The organism is Cohnella hashimotonis (assembly GCF_030014955.1).
Taxonomy (GTDB): domain Bacteria; phylum Bacillota; class Bacilli; order Paenibacillales; family Paenibacillaceae; genus Cohnella; species Cohnella hashimotonis.
In genome coordinates this window covers 8,052,741-8,070,734 of sequence record NZ_JAGRPV010000001.1, presented here as the reverse complement: position 1 = coordinate 8,070,734, position 17,994 = coordinate 8,052,741, and the positions used below count along the sequence as shown (strand labels likewise).

General features: G+C 49.8%; 21 protein-coding genes and 1 pseudogene. 14 read left to right on the top strand and 8 right to left on the bottom strand.

Going from position 1 to position 17,994, the window contains the following annotated elements; all coding sequences use genetic code 11:
• Positions 1-33: 33 nt before the first annotated feature.
• Positions 34-1,128, bottom strand: a complete 1,095-nt coding sequence (locus tag KB449_RS32230; RefSeq protein ID WP_282912961.1) for an L-dopachrome tautomerase-related protein — start codon at positions 1,126-1,128, stop codon at positions 34-36.
• Positions 1,129-1,243: 115 nt separating this feature from the next.
• Positions 1,244-1,543 (bottom strand): hypothetical protein, encoded by a 300-nt coding sequence (locus KB449_RS32225; RefSeq protein ID WP_282912254.1) that lies wholly within the window; start codon positions 1,541-1,543, stop codon positions 1,244-1,246.
• Between the two features lie 193 nt (positions 1,544-1,736).
• Between KB449_RS32225 and KB449_RS32220 the strand changes: the two genes are divergently transcribed.
• The 8 genes from KB449_RS32220 (at position 1,737) to KB449_RS32185 (ending at position 6,588) form a co-directional block, all read left to right on the top strand.
• A complete protein-coding gene (locus KB449_RS32220; protein WP_282912960.1) occupies positions 1,737-1,979 on the top strand; it encodes a spore gernimation protein GerQ in 243 nt (80 codons plus the stop codon).
• 13 nt (positions 1,980-1,992) lie between these two features.
• The gene (locus tag KB449_RS32215) at positions 1,993-2,379 is read left to right on the top strand and encodes a spore coat protein (RefSeq protein ID WP_282912253.1); all 387 of its coding nucleotides are present in this window, start codon (positions 1,993-1,995) and stop codon (positions 2,377-2,379) included.
• The gene (locus KB449_RS32210; protein WP_282912252.1) at positions 2,376-3,512 is read left to right on the top strand and encodes a zinc-dependent alcohol dehydrogenase; all 1,137 of its coding nucleotides are present in this window, start codon (positions 2,376-2,378) and stop codon (positions 3,510-3,512) included. The genes KB449_RS32215 and KB449_RS32210 overlap by 4 nt, the downstream gene beginning before the upstream one ends.
• Positions 3,513-3,542: 30 nt before the next feature.
• Complete coding sequence (locus KB449_RS32205; RefSeq protein WP_282912251.1) at positions 3,543-3,743, top strand: hypothetical protein; 201 nt, start codon at positions 3,543-3,545, stop codon at positions 3,741-3,743.
• A gap of 10 nt (positions 3,744-3,753) precedes the next feature.
• A complete protein-coding gene (locus tag KB449_RS32200) occupies positions 3,754-4,050 on the top strand; it encodes a spore coat protein (protein WP_282912250.1) in 297 nt (98 codons plus the stop codon).
• Between the two features lie 159 nt (positions 4,051-4,209).
• Positions 4,210-4,482 (top strand): autorepressor SdpR family transcription factor, encoded by a 273-nt coding sequence (locus KB449_RS32195; protein WP_282912249.1) that lies wholly within the window; start codon positions 4,210-4,212, stop codon positions 4,480-4,482.
• Entirely contained in the window at positions 4,482-5,165 is a 684-nt protein-coding gene (locus tag KB449_RS32190; RefSeq protein WP_282912248.1) for an SdpI family protein, read from the top strand. The genes KB449_RS32195 and KB449_RS32190 overlap by 1 nt, the downstream gene beginning before the upstream one ends.
• A gap of 31 nt (positions 5,166-5,196) precedes the next feature.
• Positions 5,197-6,588, top strand: coding sequence for an alpha/beta hydrolase family protein (locus KB449_RS32185; RefSeq protein ID WP_282912247.1), 1,392 nt, complete (start codon positions 5,197-5,199; stop codon positions 6,586-6,588).
• 98 nt (positions 6,589-6,686) lie between these two features.
• Here the strand turns inward: KB449_RS32185 and KB449_RS32180 are convergent, their stop codons facing one another.
• Entirely contained in the window at positions 6,687-7,688 is a 1,002-nt protein-coding gene (locus KB449_RS32180) for an alpha/beta hydrolase family protein (RefSeq protein ID WP_282912246.1), read from the bottom strand.
• 121 nt (positions 7,689-7,809) lie between these two features.
• Here KB449_RS32180 and KB449_RS32175 point away from each other — a divergent pair, with 121 nt between their 5' ends.
• On the top strand, positions 7,810-8,253 hold the full coding sequence (locus tag KB449_RS32175) for a MarR family winged helix-turn-helix transcriptional regulator (RefSeq protein ID WP_282912245.1): 444 nt from the start codon (positions 7,810-7,812) through the stop codon (positions 8,251-8,253).
• Positions 8,254-8,363: 110 nt separating this feature from the next.
• Here the strand turns inward: KB449_RS32175 and KB449_RS32170 are convergent, their stop codons facing one another.
• Positions 8,364-11,417 (bottom strand): amidase family protein, encoded by a 3,054-nt coding sequence (locus tag KB449_RS32170; protein WP_282912244.1) that lies wholly within the window; start codon positions 11,415-11,417, stop codon positions 8,364-8,366.
• A 209-nt stretch (positions 11,418-11,626) separates the two neighbouring features.
• On the opposite strand from KB449_RS32170, the pseudogene KB449_RS36675 reads away from it, so the two are divergent.
• From KB449_RS36675 to KB449_RS32160, 3 genes and pseudogenes are all read left to right on the top strand, one after another.
• Positions 11,627-11,955, top strand: a pseudogene (locus KB449_RS36675) (tetratricopeptide repeat protein).
• A gap of 125 nt (positions 11,956-12,080) precedes the next feature.
• A complete protein-coding gene (locus tag KB449_RS32165) occupies positions 12,081-12,923 on the top strand; it encodes a sialate O-acetylesterase (protein WP_282912243.1) in 843 nt (280 codons plus the stop codon).
• Entirely contained in the window at positions 12,920-13,468 is a 549-nt protein-coding gene (locus tag KB449_RS32160) for a PadR family transcriptional regulator (protein ID WP_282912242.1), read from the top strand. The genes KB449_RS32165 and KB449_RS32160 overlap by 4 nt, the downstream gene beginning before the upstream one ends.
• 50 nt (positions 13,469-13,518) lie before the next feature.
• Here KB449_RS32160 and KB449_RS32155 read toward each other — a convergent pair whose 3' ends face one another.
• The 4 genes from KB449_RS32155 to KB449_RS32140 all read right to left on the bottom strand — a co-directional run bounded on the left by KB449_RS32155 (position 13,519) and on the right by KB449_RS32140 (position 16,496).
• Entirely contained in the window at positions 13,519-14,319 is an 801-nt protein-coding gene (locus tag KB449_RS32155) for an SDR family NAD(P)-dependent oxidoreductase (RefSeq protein WP_282912241.1), read from the bottom strand.
• Between the two features lie 63 nt (positions 14,320-14,382).
• On the bottom strand, positions 14,383-14,706 hold the full coding sequence (locus KB449_RS32150; RefSeq protein ID WP_282912240.1) for a putative quinol monooxygenase: 324 nt from the start codon (positions 14,704-14,706) through the stop codon (positions 14,383-14,385).
• Between the two features lie 142 nt (positions 14,707-14,848).
• The gene (locus KB449_RS32145) at positions 14,849-15,700 is read right to left on the bottom strand and encodes an SDR family NAD(P)-dependent oxidoreductase (protein ID WP_282912239.1); all 852 of its coding nucleotides are present in this window, start codon (positions 15,698-15,700) and stop codon (positions 14,849-14,851) included.
• Positions 15,701-15,920: 220 nt separating this feature from the next.
• The gene (locus KB449_RS32140) at positions 15,921-16,496 is read right to left on the bottom strand and encodes a TetR/AcrR family transcriptional regulator (RefSeq protein ID WP_282912238.1); all 576 of its coding nucleotides are present in this window, start codon (positions 16,494-16,496) and stop codon (positions 15,921-15,923) included.
• 48 nt (positions 16,497-16,544) lie between these two features.
• On the opposite strand from KB449_RS32140, the gene KB449_RS32135 reads away from it, so the two are divergent.
• Complete coding sequence (locus tag KB449_RS32135) at positions 16,545-17,222, top strand: SDR family NAD(P)-dependent oxidoreductase (protein ID WP_282912237.1); 678 nt, start codon at positions 16,545-16,547, stop codon at positions 17,220-17,222.
• 37 nt (positions 17,223-17,259) lie between these two features.
• Complete coding sequence (locus KB449_RS32130) at positions 17,260-17,955, top strand: NAD-dependent epimerase/dehydratase family protein (RefSeq protein WP_282912959.1); 696 nt, start codon at positions 17,260-17,262, stop codon at positions 17,953-17,955.
• The last annotated feature ends 39 nt before the right edge of the window (positions 17,956-17,994 follow it).

Here is a 17,994-nt window from a genome sequence, read left to right as displayed (position 1 = left end):
ACAGAATCTACATTCGGTGCCCTTTAATATTTACTAAAAGGCAGGCGCGGCTGGTTCGTCTATTTTCATACGGAGTAAAATATAAGGCTTCTGCCGCAGGTCATTTCCATAATGAAATCTGGGCTGCCGATGTAATTGGTTTACGATGAAATATAAGTATCGATCCGGACCGATAGAAAAAGTATCCGGCCATAAAATTGTCGGATCGTGAGCGATGGTTTCCATGATTCCATTCGGCAATATCTTTCGGATACTATTGTTTTCATAGTCTCCAGCGTAAACGTTTCCTTTGGCATCGGTGATCATTCCATCCGAAGCGCCCTTTTCTCCCCAATACTTCACGTGATACTGTAAATTCATATCCGGTATCGCTCGGTCTCTTAAAGCGTCCGTTGAAATGGCGTACAGATGACGACTGGAGAGCGGACAAAAATACAACATCTTGCCGTCCGGGGAAATCGCTATACCATCGGATGCCAATCTAAAAGGCGAAGTAGATCCGTCCTTGTTTCTATTCATCAGAATTTGGCCTTCCACTTTCGGTAAGAAAAAGAGATCGGGCGAAGTCGCGCAGGCTCCGTTTAACCGTCTCCAGGCATAACCGGATTCTAAATCAACGACAATAATGGCTCCTGGCCCTCGGGAAGACGAATCCGTTATGTAAGCATAACCTGCTTGACCGACACGAAAATCAAATCGGACATCATTCAGATAAGTGGTCGGCAGGACAACATCTTCCGTAAATGTATATACACGTCTTATTGTATTTGAATTTAAATCGACCGCGACTAACTTTGCTCCCCCTTTGATGGGTTCCGAGAAATTAGGAGCACCTGTATCCAGTACCCAGAGCGTACCTTTTCCGTCAGCAAAGGCACTTTGGACACTAATAAAGGACGTAGTTATGTTCAATGGGCTTACCGCATTAGCTTCCAAACTAGGATAAGGCACTAAGGTATCTTGGACGATTTCAGCCACCGTAAATTGAACGTCGTCTCCCCATTTCGGAAAGCAAATGAAAATACGCCCGGCTTCAGAAACGGCAACGCCTGTAGGCATGGCTCCGTTAAATAAAAAAACCGCCTCCAACTCACCAAAGTACCTTTCACTAGGTAACATCACTTGTATAAACGCCTCCTCGACTGGTTCGAACCGCTGTCACCTATTTATATGACTGAAAAAGCCTTCGAAACCACTATTACAGTGGAATCGAAGGCTCTTTTTTGTCCAAGCGTCAAGCAGGTCATTTGCCCACGCGGTGAGGATCGGCGTCCGGCAGTCGTAATGCGTTTGCCGAAGTTTGCGCTTGATCTAAAAATTCCTCTGCTCGGGTCAATTGCTGCCGGGCTGTCTCCAAAGCTTGTGAATTTGTTGCCCCATTCGATTCGCTTATCGAGCTTATCGCCTGATTTAAAGCCGTTTGCGCCTCAGAAACCGCGTTGGATGTATGCTGCTCTAACGTATTGCCGACCGAGTGAAGTGCACTTTCCGCCGGTTTTCTTGCATTTTCGGTGGCCAGATCAATTTTGTCTTCATTGGGCAAGGTGACTCCTCCTTCTTGAGCAAAGACAATCACTTATACCGCAAGAAGTATGCGGTTGAGATTTTGTTTATATTCCTACGATTGCATGGGAATATTCGGCCCCACATTCCGGGCAATCCATTTTGTATAGGATTCAATACTCAGGAAAAGCTATTTCGAACGAAAGAGAGGAGAGGATCGTTACGCAATGAAAATGAATGCAACCACGCTAGCGCCGCACGAATCGATGGAACTGCATGAAGCGTTAAACTTTAAAACGCTCTGCGTCGCTAAGTCAAAACTGATGCAAGGCCTGGTCTTTGACCAAGAGCTGAAAGCGTTGATGCAGAAAGACGTCATTCAATCCACGCAACAGATCGCCGAGCTGCAAGCCATCTACGCAAGAGTTCCTTTCCAAGCGCCTGTTCCGAATAGCCCCACACCTATCACTCATTAAAAGGGGAACGCAAATGAATACGGATTATTTAGACCCGATTAATTCGTTAAATATGCCGGAAATGGCGGATATGACTTTCGCAATGGATTTCCTTCTTCGCGCCAAGGAAGGCGTGAGAAATTTGTCCGTCGCCCTGACGGAGACCGCTTCTCCGGATGTGAGAGCGCTGCTGCGCAATCATCTTAAGCAAGGGATTGCGCTGCACCAGGAAATCACGGAGCTCATGATTCGCAAAAAATGGTTCCATCCTTACGAGCTGAACGAACAGTATCAACTCGACCAGCTTTCGGCGAAAAATACGGCGATGATCGCGCAGATGAATTTGTTCCCGGGTGATACGTCGCGTAAAGGGATGTTCGATCGTACCCCAGATGAACATATTGGAGGACATAAAGCATGAAGGCGGTAACGTATCAAGGGATTAAAAATGTCGTGGTCAAAGAGGTGCCGGATCCGAAGATCGAGAAAACGGACGATATGATCGTAAAGATCACCAGTTCCGCCATTTGCGGTTCGGACCTTCACCTCATTCACGGGATGATCCCCAACCTTCAGGAAAACTATGTCATCGGGCATGAACCGATGGGGATCGTAGAAGAAGTAGGCCCTGGCGTGACCAAGGTAAAGAAAGGCGACCGCGTGATCATCCCGTTCAACATTGCATGCGGAGAATGCTTTTTTTGCAAAAATCAGCTGGAAAGCCAATGCGACAATTCGAACGAACACGGGGATATGGGCGCCTATTTCGGCTACTCCGGGACGACCGGCGGATATCCTGGCGGGCAGGCCGAGTACTTACGCGTACCGTTTGCGAATTTTACCCACTTCAAGATTCCCGAAAACTGCGAACAACCCGACGAAAAGCTTAGCTTGATCGCCGATGCCATGACGACGGCATTCTGGAGCGTCGATAACGCCAGCGTCAAGACTGGAGATACGGTCATCGTGCTCGGCTGCGGCCCGGTCGGACTTCTCGCCCAGAAATTCTGCTGGCTTAAAGGCGCAAAGCGGGTCATTGCCGTCGATTATGTCGACTATCGCTTGCAGCATGCGAAGCGAACGAACCATGTGGAGATCGTCAACTTCGAACAGGATCAGAATATCGGCAACCATCTCAAGGAAATGACCAAGGGCGGCGCCGATGTCGTGATCGATGCGGTAGGCATGGACGGCAAGATGAGCGATCTTGAATATCTGGCCAGCGGTTTGAAGCTGCAAGGCGGCACCATGAGCGCGTTTGTCATTGCGTCTCAGGCTGTCCGCAAAGGCGGGACCATCCAGGTCACCGGCGTATACGGCGGACGCTATAACGGATTCCCGCTCGGCGACATCATGCAGCGCAACGTGAATATCCGTTCCGGGCAAGCCCCGGTCATTCACTACATGCCGTATATGTACGAGCTGGTTACGTCGGGCAAAGTAGACCCCGGAGACATTGTTACGCACGTCATTCCGCTTAGCGAAGCCAAGCAAGGCTATGAGAAGTTCGATACGAAAACGGACAATTGCATTAAAGTCATCTTGAAGCCCTGAATATGGGCAAATACAGGGAGGACAATTCGAATGAACTCCAATTACGCTTTGCATGAGATGCTGGAGGTTCATGAAATGGCGGCGTTCAAAACCGTTTGCATGACCAAATCCAAAACCATGCAAGCACTGGTAACCGACCCGGAGCTTAAGCAAATTTTGCAGCAAGACGTGCAGATATCGGAGCAGCAGCTTCAAGCGCTCGGCGGAGTGCTGTCTAAAGCGACTATATAGGAGGTAAAGCATGAACCCAATAATAGAACATATGACAGGGCTTCATACGCTGACGGACGACGTGATCGCGATGGATTTTCTGATGAACGCCAAGAGCGGCGTCAGAAACTACGCCATGGCCGTAACCGAATGCGCCACCCCCGAAATCAAGCAAATGTTGATAAAACAGCTCGACGAAGCGATCGACTGCCATGAAAAGATAACAAACTACATGATGGAGCGGGGCCTGTATCACCCCTATCATATGCCAGAGCAGGTCCAGCTCGATCTGAAAAACATAGAGACGGCAATGAACATTCCGTCCTGACGCCGTATTTCGGCAAGATAAAACGCGCAAAACCACAATGGTTCGCGCGTTTTTTGCTTGAATCTATTCAAGATTTAGCTTATCATCTAAATATAAGTTGATTAGAAGTTTATCTAAATATCGAATTTTTTAATCGACGAAAGGATGTTATGCCATTTCATGAACGACACCTTCAAAGCGTTGTCCGATCCGACTCGGAGAAAAATCCTCCAATTGCTTAAAGATAAGGATCTTAGCGCGGGGGAAATTGCCAGTCATTTTGATATATCCAAGCCCAGCATCTCTCATCACCTCGGCATTTTGAAGCAAGCCCGTCTCGTTCAGGATGAGCGGCAAGGCCAGAATATGATTTATTCCATCAATTTGTCCGTCATGCAGGAGGCCATGGGCTGGTTTCTCGGCATGATCGGATCCAAAGGAGGTTCTTCCTAATGAATAAACATGAGTACACGCAAGAGAAGCTTGCGTGGTCCGGCAAGGATTGGTTGCTGCTGGGCATCAATGCCTTGATCTTTGTCGTTATGTTCATCCTCTTTAACGATGATCTTCCCGCAGAGGTAGGCACTCACTTCAATGGTCAAGGGGAGCAAGACGGCTCCATGTCGAAGCCGTTCTTCTGGCTATTCAACGGCATTATCACGGTGGCATTGCCTGCCGTACTGTCTCTCCTGAGAACCATCGATCCACGCCGTCAAAATTATAGATTTTTCAATGATTATTATTACTTGACGCGTTGGGCCGTCAGCCTGTTCCTCCAAGCCATCCTGCTTGTCGTTATTTTTGTAAACTTAGATTACAACGTACCCACTCTTCACTTGGTGTTGGGCGGCCTGGGGCTGCTGTGGATTGTGATCGGGAATCGAATGGGACAGCTCCGCAGCAACTTCTTTTTTGGCATAAAAACACCCTGGGCGCTGATGGATGAGCATAATTGGAAGCTGACTCATCGTTTATCGGCGAGATTGTGGTTTATCGCGGGTATCGTCATGTTTATCAGTGCGTGGATTATCGCTTCAGCATGGATCATGCCCGTCTTAATTACGTGTGTCTTGGTCAGCTCCTTGGTTCCCTTCGCCTATTCTTATATGCTCTACATGCGCAAAGCTCAATCCTAATAAATTCATTCAATGGAAAGGCGGTTCGTTCATGAAAAAGACGCTCTTACTGTTCGTTGCGCTTATCGTTCCTCTGACGACATTCTCGGTCGATGCATCCGCTAACGCCATCAAGGTGCTTCTTGAAGGTAAAGCCATCTCCTTTACGGATGCGCAGCCCTACCTGGATCACAATGAAGTGATGATTCCTGTGCGTGCTGCGGCCGACGCTTTAGGAATGAAAACCGTATACCGGGCAGCCGAAAAGGAAATTGAGCTCCTCGTACCCACCGCTACAATTACGTTTAAAATCGGAGGCAACAGCGCCGCCGTCAATGGAAAAGGTCCGCTCTCGTTCGGAAAGAATGCGGTGCTGAAGCAGGGTCGCGCATATGTTCCGCTTGCCTTCTTCCAGTCGGTGCTCGGTCTGTATACGTCATACAATGCCAACCTTAACGAGGCAGTCATTGCAAGCTCCGCCCCGCCAATCGAGAAAGAGCTGCCGTCTCAATTAGTAGAGGAGGAGGTCGTGATCGGCGAGGGAACGGCCTATCCGCTGAAGGGGACTTTAACGATGCCTAGAGGGGCCGACGGTCCTCTGCCGGCAGCGGTTCTAGTCCATGGCTCAGGTCCAAGCGATCGGGACGAAACGGTAGGCGGCTACAAGCCATTTCGCGATATCGCGTGGGGACTGGCGGAGCAGGGCATCGCCGTTCTTCGTTACGAGAAAAGAACGTTGGCGTATGCGAGCAGCTTCACCCCCGAGATGCTGGCGAAATTCACAGTCAAGGAAGAAACGATCGACGATGCGATCGCAGCCTCTCGGCTGCTCAAGAAAGACAAGCGCATAAACGCCTCCCAAGTCTATGTGATCGGGCACAGTCTTGGCGGCATGATGGCTCCCAGAATCGATGCGGAAGGCGGAGATTTCGCCGGCTTAGTCATCATGGCAGGCACGACTCGCTCCCTATGGGCGCTCATCCACGATCAGAATAAAGCCGCTGTCGATGCGATGGACGACAGCGATCCGGCCAAGGCAGCGAACGCGGCATGGTTAGCTGACGAGCTGCGCAAGGCAGCAAGCATCAAGCGCATGCCGGAAGAGGAAGCGCTCGGCCAATCCGTCTTCGGCGTGCCGGCTTATTATCTCCGCGATATGGACATCCACGATACCGGAGAGCTGGTAGCCGCATCGAATAAGTCGATCATGGTGCTGCAGGGAAGCGACGACTTCCAGGTATATGCCGACAAAGATTATGTGATCTGGCAGGAAGCCTTGAAAGATAAGCCAAACGCAGTTTTGAAGCTATACCCCGGATTAAACCACTTTTTCGTAAATTATAGCGGCAGCGGGGAAGGCACCGCAGCCGAATATAAGATTCCGGGCAGCGTGGATCCGCAAGTGATTGCAGATATCGCCGACTGGATCGCGAACAACAATTAACGGCAGAATTTAGGGCCACCCCATTGGGTGGCCCTATTTTGATCGAACTTCTCAGCCTCTGCTGTCGCGCGACATTGCACGCATCGTGCTTGAAGCGTTTATTTGCAATGGATCATCCCTACCGGATTAGCCGTATTCGTTAACGCGGCACACGCGGTAGGCCAGGCGGAGTCTTCAGGGTAGAGCGCGGTGCGGAGATAGGACCAGACGAGCGCCCGCAGCGCAGCCACGCGCTCAGGGTTTTCGTCCGTCGTTTCCTTTGCGTCGAAGGCGGCGATCCCGCCTAGTCCGTGCTCCGCTCCGAACAAAGTTAACAAGCTTTTGGGTCCGGGACTCTGGAAGTACGCATCGGCGCGCCAATCCTTTCGATCGGAGAACGCAGGGTTCCAGTCGTTTTCGCCGACGATCACGAGGGCCGGCGTTGTCATTGTGGCGAAGTTTGTTGTTCCCAAGACGGGGTAGCGCTCGGTCGCAAACGCGGCGAGGTCCTCACCTTTGCCTGGCGCAGCCATCAGTACCCCCGCCTTGATCCGGGGATCGGCCAGATATACTTCCGTACCGTCGATCGGATCCGTAACCTTCTGACCACACAACAGGCCTACCGTATGTCCGCCCAAAGAATGACCGACAGCGGCGATTCGGCTCCGGTCAAGGCGCCCGCCGAGTCCTGGAACCGTATCCTCGATCTGGTCCAGATGATCGAGGATGCAGCGCATATCCTCGGCTCGGGAACGCCAATACAACGGTGCCTCCGGGTTGTCGGACTCACGCAGGCCCAGCATCTTCGCGTCCAAGTGAGTGGGCTGGATCACGACAAAACCGTGAGCCGCCCAGAAGTGCGCGAGGGGGCCGTAGCCGTGCAGGGACGAGATGAAGTTCGAAGGCCCGTGGCCATGGGACAAGAGAATGACGGGCAGGTCGTCTCCCTTCGAGGGCACAGAGACCTTAATCTGCAAATTCACCATACGGTCTGGCGTCGACAGCTCGACAGGACTGAAGGTCATGACAGGGGTGGGATCGCTGACGGGAATGTCGGCAGCTTCTGTGAACGGCTTGCTTACCGGACGATCTTCCTTTGGTTTCTGTTGCATCTCTTGCATCGAAACACACTCCTTTTCGCATTGCTGAGCAGAATAAGCCACCTAAAGCCTAGGTTGACATGTCAACTAAAATAAAGGTAGCACATTGAAGTTGACACGTCAACCATGCTATGATCTTTCTATGGACAAATACGAGTTAAACGAAGCGGAAATGCGAATATGGCATTTATGGAAGGGCTCATTTCAGCGCATATTTGGTCGCGTGATCAAAGAGCTGTCCGAGCAAACAGGGCTATCGGAGGGCGATTACGGCGTACTGGATCGGCTGGTCCTCTCGGGGAACGGGACTCTTCGTCAACAGGAATTAGCCGACTCGATGGACTGGGATAAGAGTCGATTGTCGCATCATCTGACGCGGATGGAAAAGCGCGGGCTTGTGACGAGGAAACCAATCGATACGGATCGCGGTGTCCAAGTCATCATCACGCCTGCCGGACAAACGGCATTGGATGAAGCCCGTCCCATCGTCGCTAAGGCCATACAAAAATATTTCCTCACGCTATTAACCGATCAAGACATGGAGTCGATTGCGAAGCTGGCGGAAAGAACAAAAACAAATCCTTGAACGGCTTGCGAAGAGGTTATCGAGGTTGTAAATTGTCGCAGGGGCGCAATCGAGGCGCATAACAAAAAGAGATTTAGAATCAACGATTCTAAATCTCTTTTTTGTCGCTTTTATGCCTTTGTTTCTATCAATCTGGCAATGATTGTCGCAAACTCCGCTCTGGTAATTCCTTGTTCAGGCTTGAACATATTGTCTGTGTAGCCTGTAATAATCTTATTGGATGCGAGCGCATCAATGTATTCATACGACCATGCATTGCCTTTAACATCTTTGAATGACGTTTGACCGGCACCCGTTAACTTAAAGGCTCTGGCAATGAGTGCCGCTAACTCGCTGCGACTCATCTTCTCGTCCGGACGGAATGTTCCGTCGCTGTATCCGGTCATCAAGCCCGCTTCGGCAGTCGCGCCGATAAACTTATTCGCCCAATGCGTCGAAGATACGTCCGCAAAGGTACTTTCTTTCCCTTCAAGTCCCATGTAAGAGGCAATGACCTTAATCGCTTCGGCACGCGTCAATCCCGAGTTTGGACGGAATGTTCCGTCGGCATAACCCGTTAGTAAGCCCTTAGCAATAAGAACGTCAATGCTTGCTTTAGCCCAATGATTCGTTACATCCGTGAAACGGACAACTTCCGGCTCTTCCGGAGGCGTCGTTGTTTCCGGAGGCGTCACAGGCTCTTCTTTAACCGGGGGCGTTGGTCCGTTATCAATGATTGGACCCGGATTGCTTGAAACGTATGGAAGCGCCGGTACAAACGAGGAGAGCAATCTGGCTTTCGTTTGTTGTTCAAGCGCATAGCCCATGCCTAGAACCTTTGCATCATCCCATGCTCTGCCTACAAGCTGCATAGAGATCGAATATCCGCTATCGTTCGTCCCTACGGGAACAACTACCGTAGGCAGACCGACATTAGACGTCAATACGCCCGTGCCGCGGTCGGAGCTTAATTGGGAGGCGGCTGCATCATTGTTATATACGTCGCTAATAAAACCTGCGTAAACGACGGCATCGACACCGTTCGCGTCCATCCAGCCTTTAATAACTTCCTTATAGTCCGTTCGATACTTAATGTAATCTTGTACAGCCTGTTCTGTCATACGGGTAGGTGCCGTATAATCTCTTTTATTATAGATAAGCACCTTATCCGAAGCTAATACGCTTGCTCCATCGATGTAAGGGAAATCTTTATGAAGCTCAATATAACGTGCCCAACCCTCCGTAGATCCGTTAATACCCGAAGGACGAGTAGGCGCTGCCGGTAATGCCGACATCTCAACCATGGTCGCGCCGGCTGCTTGAAGCTGCGAGAACTTATCCATGACGGCTTGTCCAGTATCATCGTCAGCATAGGTAGATACAAAGGACGAAGGAATATATCCGATTTTCTTTCCTTGCAGGGCATTAACGTCTAAAGATTCCTTCCAGTCGACTGGACGTTTGTTATCTGCATCGGCAGTCACTGTGAAAATATCCTTTGGATCCGTACCCGTTGTCGCATTCAACATAATAGCCAGATCCGTTACCGTTTTAGCAATCGGACCTGCATAATCTTGTCCCCAAGTGAGCGGAATCACGCCCGTCGTGCTTGCCATCCCGTCCGTACCGCGGAAGCTCTTCAGGCTGGCGCCTGTAGTCGGCGCATAGAGAGATACCCCTGTTTGCGATCCCATTGCCGCTGCCGCAAAATCAGCCGCAACCGATACTGCGGACCCGCCGCTCGAGCCAAACGATGTTTTGGATGGGTACAGCGCGTTCCATGTTTGCTGCCAGCCACTCTCGCTAAAGCTGCCGCTATTCGCAAACTCGGATGTGTTTACCTTACCGATAATGACGGCTCCGGCTTCCCGCAGCTTATTGACTTGGAAGGCATCGGATTCAGGCTGCCAGCCCTCGAGCGCTTTGCTGCCGCCTGTCGTCGGCATATCCTTCGTATCATAAATATCTTTTATCGCAATTGGAATTCCCAGCAAGTCGCCTTTTGCACCTTGTGCGCGAGCAATGTCAGCCGCTTGTGCTTGGCTAAGTGCGGTCTCCGATACATGCAGGAAAGCATGAAATCCTAATTGACCCATATCGTATGCCTTAATTCGATCCAGATAGGCTTGCGTAATTTGTACGGAAGTGGCCCTGCCATTGATCATATCCTGCTGCATTTCTGCAATCGATTTATTGGTAACGTCATAGGGGGATGAAGTTACGAATTGATTGGCTGCAGGCGCATTTGGAATATTCAGCTGATCTCCCGTATCAAGTCCCTCGATGCCGGAAATATCCCAGTTGCTAATCGAACGAATTTGCGCGTTGCTTAATCCGGCTACATCCAGCTGACCGTTAAGTCCATCCAGCGTAGCAACCAGATTATTTAACCCTTCTTCACCGGTTTCTCCGACTTGCACATAATTGACGAGAGACTTCGACTGGCCCGGCTCAATATGTAAGGTATTAATAAATCCATAGAAATTCGCTTCATTTCCGGATTCGGCTAACGGCGTCGTAAATGGATCCTTTTGCTGGTCGCCTAATCCGGTTAATCCATTATCGAATGGATCCGGAGATCCGACTGCGATACCTAGCGGCTTATTATTTCTAGCGGTGCTGTCGACAACAACCCATGAATCATCCGTCGTGACCTGGAGATCGTGCGAAGAGGTTGCCTTTACGACTGCGGCATTTGTTGTCGTACCATAACCTAATGAGCCACCGAAAGAGACATCAACCTTCACGGCCACGTTATTTGTATTCGTGAAAGTATCAAAGAATCTCGTTCTGTTATTTTTGGTATCAACGTAAACCTCGCGGGTGATCAATATATTTCCCAGATTTACAGATTGCGTGGAAACAAATTTATTAACGCCGTCATAGGACAAGTTAAACCCGCGCATCATCTGACCATTCATGAGCGAAGCTGAGGGCGATGACACTTTAACAAAGATATTGCCGAAGCCTTGTACTTGCGTCGTACCGACCGTACGTAAGCTTCCCGTGTCTAAGCTAGGGGCAAAAGCATCGTGAATCTCCCATACCGTGCCGCTCTCCGAGGTAACCCGCGTTAAGGCATCTGCGGATTGAAACGGATACACGCCCGTTGCGATAACGGATAACGCGATTGAAGCAGCTATCACTTGCTTTTTACCTTTACGCAGACGTTTTAATTTACTCATTATGTATTATTCCCTCCTCTGTATGTAAGGGAATATAACAATATAACCTTTGATAGTCAATGAAACTTTAGAATATTCATAACTTTTATCGATATTATATGAAAATAGTGGATTATTTTGTGATATTTAATGACACAAAAATTCAATAAGCTCCATGTATATTACATGAATCCGACGGAGGCGGCTCCCACATCTGAGCGCACCACACGATTCCGGTCGCCCATGGGTTTGGAGGGCGCTCAGATTCCACTTATTCCTCAATCAGGGCACTATGTGAGCAAGGCGATGATTTAGCGAAGACAGGCAATCTTGAGGCCGCCAAGCAAAACTATTTGGCCGCCCTCCGCTTATTGCCTGAAAATCATCGAGAATGGGAGGCCGCTACCTGGATATATGTCGCTATTGGGGATGTCCATTATCGTATGAAGAATTATGATAAGGCCTTCAAGTGCTTTTTTACATGGGCGCCGGCATTGAGATTTTTATAGAAGACGACCCAAAGTATCTTGCGTTTTTGGAGTCTAACATAGAGCTTTGATAAATCCAGACTCTCCGCAAAGTTTTTCTGTACCTAGCCCTCTTCATGGACAGTAGTCTAAATTAGACTATATAATAATTTTAGTCTAATTAGACCATAACAGTTAGGAGAGGAGTGAAGGTTACATGATAAAATCATTTTTAATGTTGGGTCAGTCAAATATGGCAGGCCGTGGATTTATGCATGAGGTCGACCCTATCTATAATGAGAAAATCAAAATGCTGCGCAATGGGCAGTGGCAGATGATGACCGAGCCGATTAATTATGACCGTCCGGTTGCCGGTATCAGCCTGGCGGCGTCTTTCGCCGATGCCTGGTCGAGGGCCAATCCCGATGAGGAAATCGGGTTGATTCCTTGTGCGGAAGGCGGCAGTTCCTTGAACGACTGGCATCCGGAAGGCATCCTGTTTCAGCATGCTTTGTCCGAGGCTCGCTTCGCCTTGCGGTCCAGTCAAATCTGCGGAATCCTCTGGCACCAGGGCGAGAGCGACAGTTATCGTTCGCTGCATGAAACGTATTACGGGAAATTAACCTTTATCATCGAGACGCTAAGAAACGAATTGAATCTTGAGGCGGTGCCGTTGATCATTGGCGGACTTGGCGATTTCCTTGGGAAGACCGGTTTTGGACAGCATGCGACAGAATATCGACAGGTCGATGAACAGTTGCAGCTCTTCGCTAACGAGCAGCCAAATTGTTATTTTGCAACAGCGGCAGAATTGACCGCGAATCCTGATGGCATCCATTTAGACGCGGTTTCGCAACGCAAGTTCGGCTACCGCTATTTCGAAGCCTTTTCGAAAAGGTGTCATGTCCTGGAGCCCATCTCGGGGGAGGAGCGGTCGCTGAAAGCGGTGCGCGATTATTCGAAAACAGAACAAGTTTACCTTCATAGCATGGATTTGGCTTCGGGTAAGCTCACGTACGCGGAATACGAGGTGAAGATCGGGAGGGTTATGCAGCCTTGATCCCCTTACTCATCCTTGGCTTGCTTATTCAAAACCACGGCGCTCACGGCTATGAACTACTGGCCCTCATGGAAAAACGGCATTACAAATACATTGTAAGCTTCACGAAGGGCTCGTTTTATTACAATCTGCAGCAGCTTGAGGAAAAAGGCTGGATTGAACAGATTCAGCAGAATCCTTCCAACAGCGGGCGCGAAGTTCGGAGCTATCAAGTCACCGGCTCGGGAATGGCTGAATTCGAAAAGTTAATGGTCGAATACGGCACCAAGTCGGAATATGTGAACCTGCAATTTTATGGGGCGCTTCTCTTTGCCGATGAATACGATAAAAACAAACTGCTGGAGCTGATCCAATCGCAAATCGACCAGACGAGAACCCGAATCTCCCTTCTTGATGAGTACCTGTCCAGCACACAGGAACTCCCCGGCACAATCGATTACTACCGCCGCATGAACGAAAATTCCCGTTCCCATCACCTGGTTAACTTGGCGTGGTTTGAACAATTGAAAGCAGCTATAGAGGCTGCAGAGGGACCTGTTGCATAAAGCCCCCAGTTACTAGGGGGCTTTCCATTTTTATATCGAACTATTTCGGCTTAAATCGTTTTAATCATATTTCCATCAATCACATAATCCGTTCCGGTAATCATTGAAGCTCGCTCCGAAGCAAGGAACACGGCAAGGTTCGCAATATCTTCGGCTTCTGCAAATTTCCCCAATGTTATACCAGCCATTTTAGGCAGCTCTTCAAACACTTTTTCGGAATCCATCGCTGCCATTGAACTGATTGTTTTGGCCATTCCGTTTTCAGGGTCTTGCCACAAAGGCGTTACTACCGGCCCAGGCGAGATCGAGTTTACTCTAATACGACGAGGTCCAAACTCGCCAGCCAGCATTTTCGTCAAATTATTAAGTGCCGCTTTGGTTGTGCCGTAAATAGGCAATAACAATTCGGGCATCTGTGCATTTACGGAAGAGATATTTACAATGGCACCCTCATTGTTCTTGAGGATATGCAGTAATGCCGCTTGCGTAATACGAACAACGCTAAACAGGTTTAAATCATAAAGCTGTTCCCATTCCTCATTTGGCGTAGCCAAGAAGCCTTCTCCCCTCCTCTTGTCAACCGCCCCGACACTATTGATTAAAATGTCGACTCTGCCGAACACGCCACCGAGTTTTTCAGAAAGTTCAACGGTATTGCGTTCCATACTGACATCAATAGGCAGATGTTTGACTGATTGGTTTTCAACAAGATCAGCCAATTCCTCCGTTAATGTCCGGCTTACCGCGACCACACTTGCCCCTTCCTCGATAAACTTTCGAACGATAGCGAGTCCAATTCCTTTACTTGCTCCGGTAACGACAGCTACTTTGTTAGCTAATTTAAGATCCATGTTTACCCTCTCCTTATTTTTACGCAATAGGCGTACCGTTAGGCATTTCAGTATCCGGCTTTCTTACTGCGCCGGGCGAAACCGCTGCAGGAGTCGAATCCCTTCCTCAATGGATCCCTCCATCAATTCTAAGAGCTGGGGTACCAGTTCCTGCATGCGGGGCGCGTTCAGGTGCCGATCGAGCGCGTCCCGGTTTTCCCAGCGTTCGTAGATGATGAATGTGCCCGGCTGGCCTACTACCTCGTGAGCCTCGTAGTCAATGTTGCCAGCGTCGTTGCGCGACGGGGTGACAGCGGCCGCCATGAATGCCTTCATCTCGGCTTCCCTCCCTGCCTTGGCTCTCGCCTCCCAAAGTACAGTAACGTAACGGTTCTTTGTATCGTTCATGCGAATTCCTCCTCGTATGGATAACATCTTGATGAACCAACCGATCTGCCTAAATAGCCACCTACGATAATGGCATGTTCAAACTGTTGTTGTGACATGATCCATTCTCCCGTTTTGTAATGAGGCATTCGCAAAAAATCCGTTACTGCAGCTTCATCTGGCTGCGAAGCATCCGATCGAGGAGTTTGTCCGGGAGAATACGGACCAGTCGGGTCAGCAGCGCCGAATCGCGACCGGCCGTATAGCGAGTGCGTGGTTTAATTGCGTGGATGGCTCGTGACACCACTGCTGCGACTTTCTCGGGGCGGATGCCGTCCGTTGCCCACGTCTCAGCCTGAGCCTTCACAGCATCGAAAAGACGATCATGGCGCTTGTGCTGATCCGGCGTCATCAACTTGGCCAGCCGCTCCGCCGTCGTAATCCCTTGCTCCGACAGCCCCGTGCTGACACCGCCCGGCGTGATCATGATGACCTTCAATCCGAACGAGGACATCTCCCGGCGAAGACTGTCATTGATCGCTTCCATCGCATACTTTGCAGCCGAATAAATGCCGAATCCAGGCATGGAGATCTTGCCGCCAAGCGAACCGATATTGACCACGCGCCCGCCGCTGTTCAGCAAGGCCGGGGTCAGCGCCTGAATCACCGCGACTTGTCCGATTACGCTGACTTCGATCTGGCGGCGAAATTCATCGAGCGGAACCATCTCAAGCGGTGCATTAACCGCGATGCCGGCATTGTTGACCGCGGCCCGCAAAGAGCGACCAAGCGGATCTTGCTTCACTCGTTCGGCCAGCGCCTTCAGGGTATCGAGATTGGTAATATCGACGATCACCGGCTCGATATTATGGCGTCTAATCTTGTCGGCATCCTCCTGGCGGCGAACCCCGGCTAAAACGTGAAATCCGTCAGCGGCGAGCCGTTCCGCGGTAGCCCTGCCGATGCCGCTGGACGTACCCGTTACGACAACCAGTTCTTGATTGTTGAATGACATCGTACCCCTCCTGAGTTTGGATAACATATGGATCACTGTATAGCGCTGCTATACGGGTATTATAGCACCGCTATACAGAGCTGTCTATAGCAGTGCTATAGTTTTATTTGGCCGTGGCCGTAGCGTGAGCGAGTGAGATCATCGAATTCCTGCGAAAATGAAAAAATCGCCATCCGGTTTGGATAGGCGATTTCTCATATGTGCCACGATTTGTGGACCTTCATTTTGAATTGGCGTCCGGCCTTTGGATCAAAATGATCTGCATGACGCTTTCCCGAATGAGATCAATGACGTCGGGCTCGGGTGGGGGCGCCTTACGAATCTGGGCCGTCACGTACAGCCAAGCGGCCGTATTGGCGGAAGCCCAGACCAAATCTGCCGCAGCCTGGGCTGACACGGCCAGTTTGCCTTCGGCAGCGATCCTCTGGACATTTTGCACCAGTGCTTGGTGCGATTGATCTGCCGCCTCGATATGAGCGCCCTCGAGCAACCGCCCCATCATCGCCGCATAGATCCGGGGACGGGCCGCTGCGAAGCGGACATAGTCATCCCATCCTTGACACAGAGCCATCTCTGGAATGGCGGACTCGGCAGCGGCAATCTTGCTTTCAAGCAGCTGCTTGAACGCTTCCACGATAGCCGCGCTCAGAAGTCCATCGGCATTGCCGAAATGGTGGTAGAGCGTAGGAGCGGTAACCTGCGCGATCGCCGTGACGGCACGCGTCGAAAATTGGGCGCCGCCCTCCTCTTCGAGTACCTTAAGGGCAGCCGCCAAAATCTTGTCGTATGTGTTCATACGCCCATTATAGCAGTGCTATAGGCGCATGTCCATGGCGAAGGTTGTATGCGGACCTGTGATCAAAACCTCGTTGATACAGTTATAAAAGAACAAGAACAAATCGATGTACTTATCAACAATGCAGGTTACGGCGAATATGGTCCAACTGAGGAAATCCCGATGGAAAAGGCACGAGCTCAATTAGATGTTAATCTTTTCGCTGCTGCCGAACTTGCGAATATGGTTATTCCGATCATGCGGAAACGAAAATCAGGGCGCATCATCAATATCTCCTCCACTGGCGGGGACCAGTATACGCCACTCGGCGCTTGGTACTATGCTTCAAAAGCTGCACTTCAACAATGGAGCGATACCTTAGATTTGGAACTGCGTAATTTCGGTATTCGGAGCGTGATTGTTCAACCTGGCGGCACACGCACGGAATGGGCAAAAGTGACACTTGAAAAAATCAAGGGAAATCTGGCACCCCTTTCTCCTTATAAAAAGATGGTTGATGCGCTTGAAGGCTTAACTAGTCGGCAACAATCCGGACGTTTTGCCAATATGGCTGCAACACCAGCCGATTTGGCAAAAGTCTTCTATAAAGCAGCGACGGATAAGCGACCTAAATGGCGTTACTTTCATTCATTTCCGGACCGGATGCTTACATTGATTGGGCGCCATTTTCCACGTAGCTATAGAGCCATTTTGAATCAGTTTATTATGAAGCGCTTTTCGCAATAAGCATCACGATCACAAACAAGGATCGGAGTGAGCGGTTATAAAGGCCATTATATTTGGTGCCACCGGTATGGTTGGTAAAAGTGTGCTGCGTGAATGTTTGCTCGAAGACAAGGTTCAAGGAATCATGACGATCGGTCGTACTCGGACGAATCAACAGCATCAAAAATTAAGGCAGATTATACTTCAAGAAGTCGCTGATTTATCTACTGTTGAACCAGAATTAACAGGATATGATGCCTGCTTTTTCTGTCTTGGCGTTTCCTCCGTGGGAATGAAGGAAGAGGAGTACAGAAAAATTACGTATGATATGACGCTTTCCGTAGCACAAACATTAGCAAGGTTGAACCCTCAGATGACCTTTATTTATGTCTCTGGAAGTGGGACGGATAGTTCTGAAAAAGGGCGCTCGATGTGGGCAAGAGTGAAGGGTAAGACAGAAAATGATTTATTGCGTCTTCCTTTTCAGGCTGCTTATATGTTCCGTCCGGGTGCCATCCTTCCATCCCACGGTGTGAAATCCAAAACAAAGCTCTACCAGATTTTTTACGATGCGATGAAGCCTTTTTATCCGTTACTGAAGAAGTTACACATTGTCATTACATCGGAACAGTTAGGTAAAGCCATGATCCAGGTAGCTAGCGGAGGTTATCCTCGCTCAGTGATAGAGAACAATGAACTCAAAAAAATAACTTGGCGGCCAGATCGGATTGATCGAGAATCCAAGGTGCTTTGAACGAAAACAAAAAGGCGGCCCTGTGGCCGCCAAGAGAAT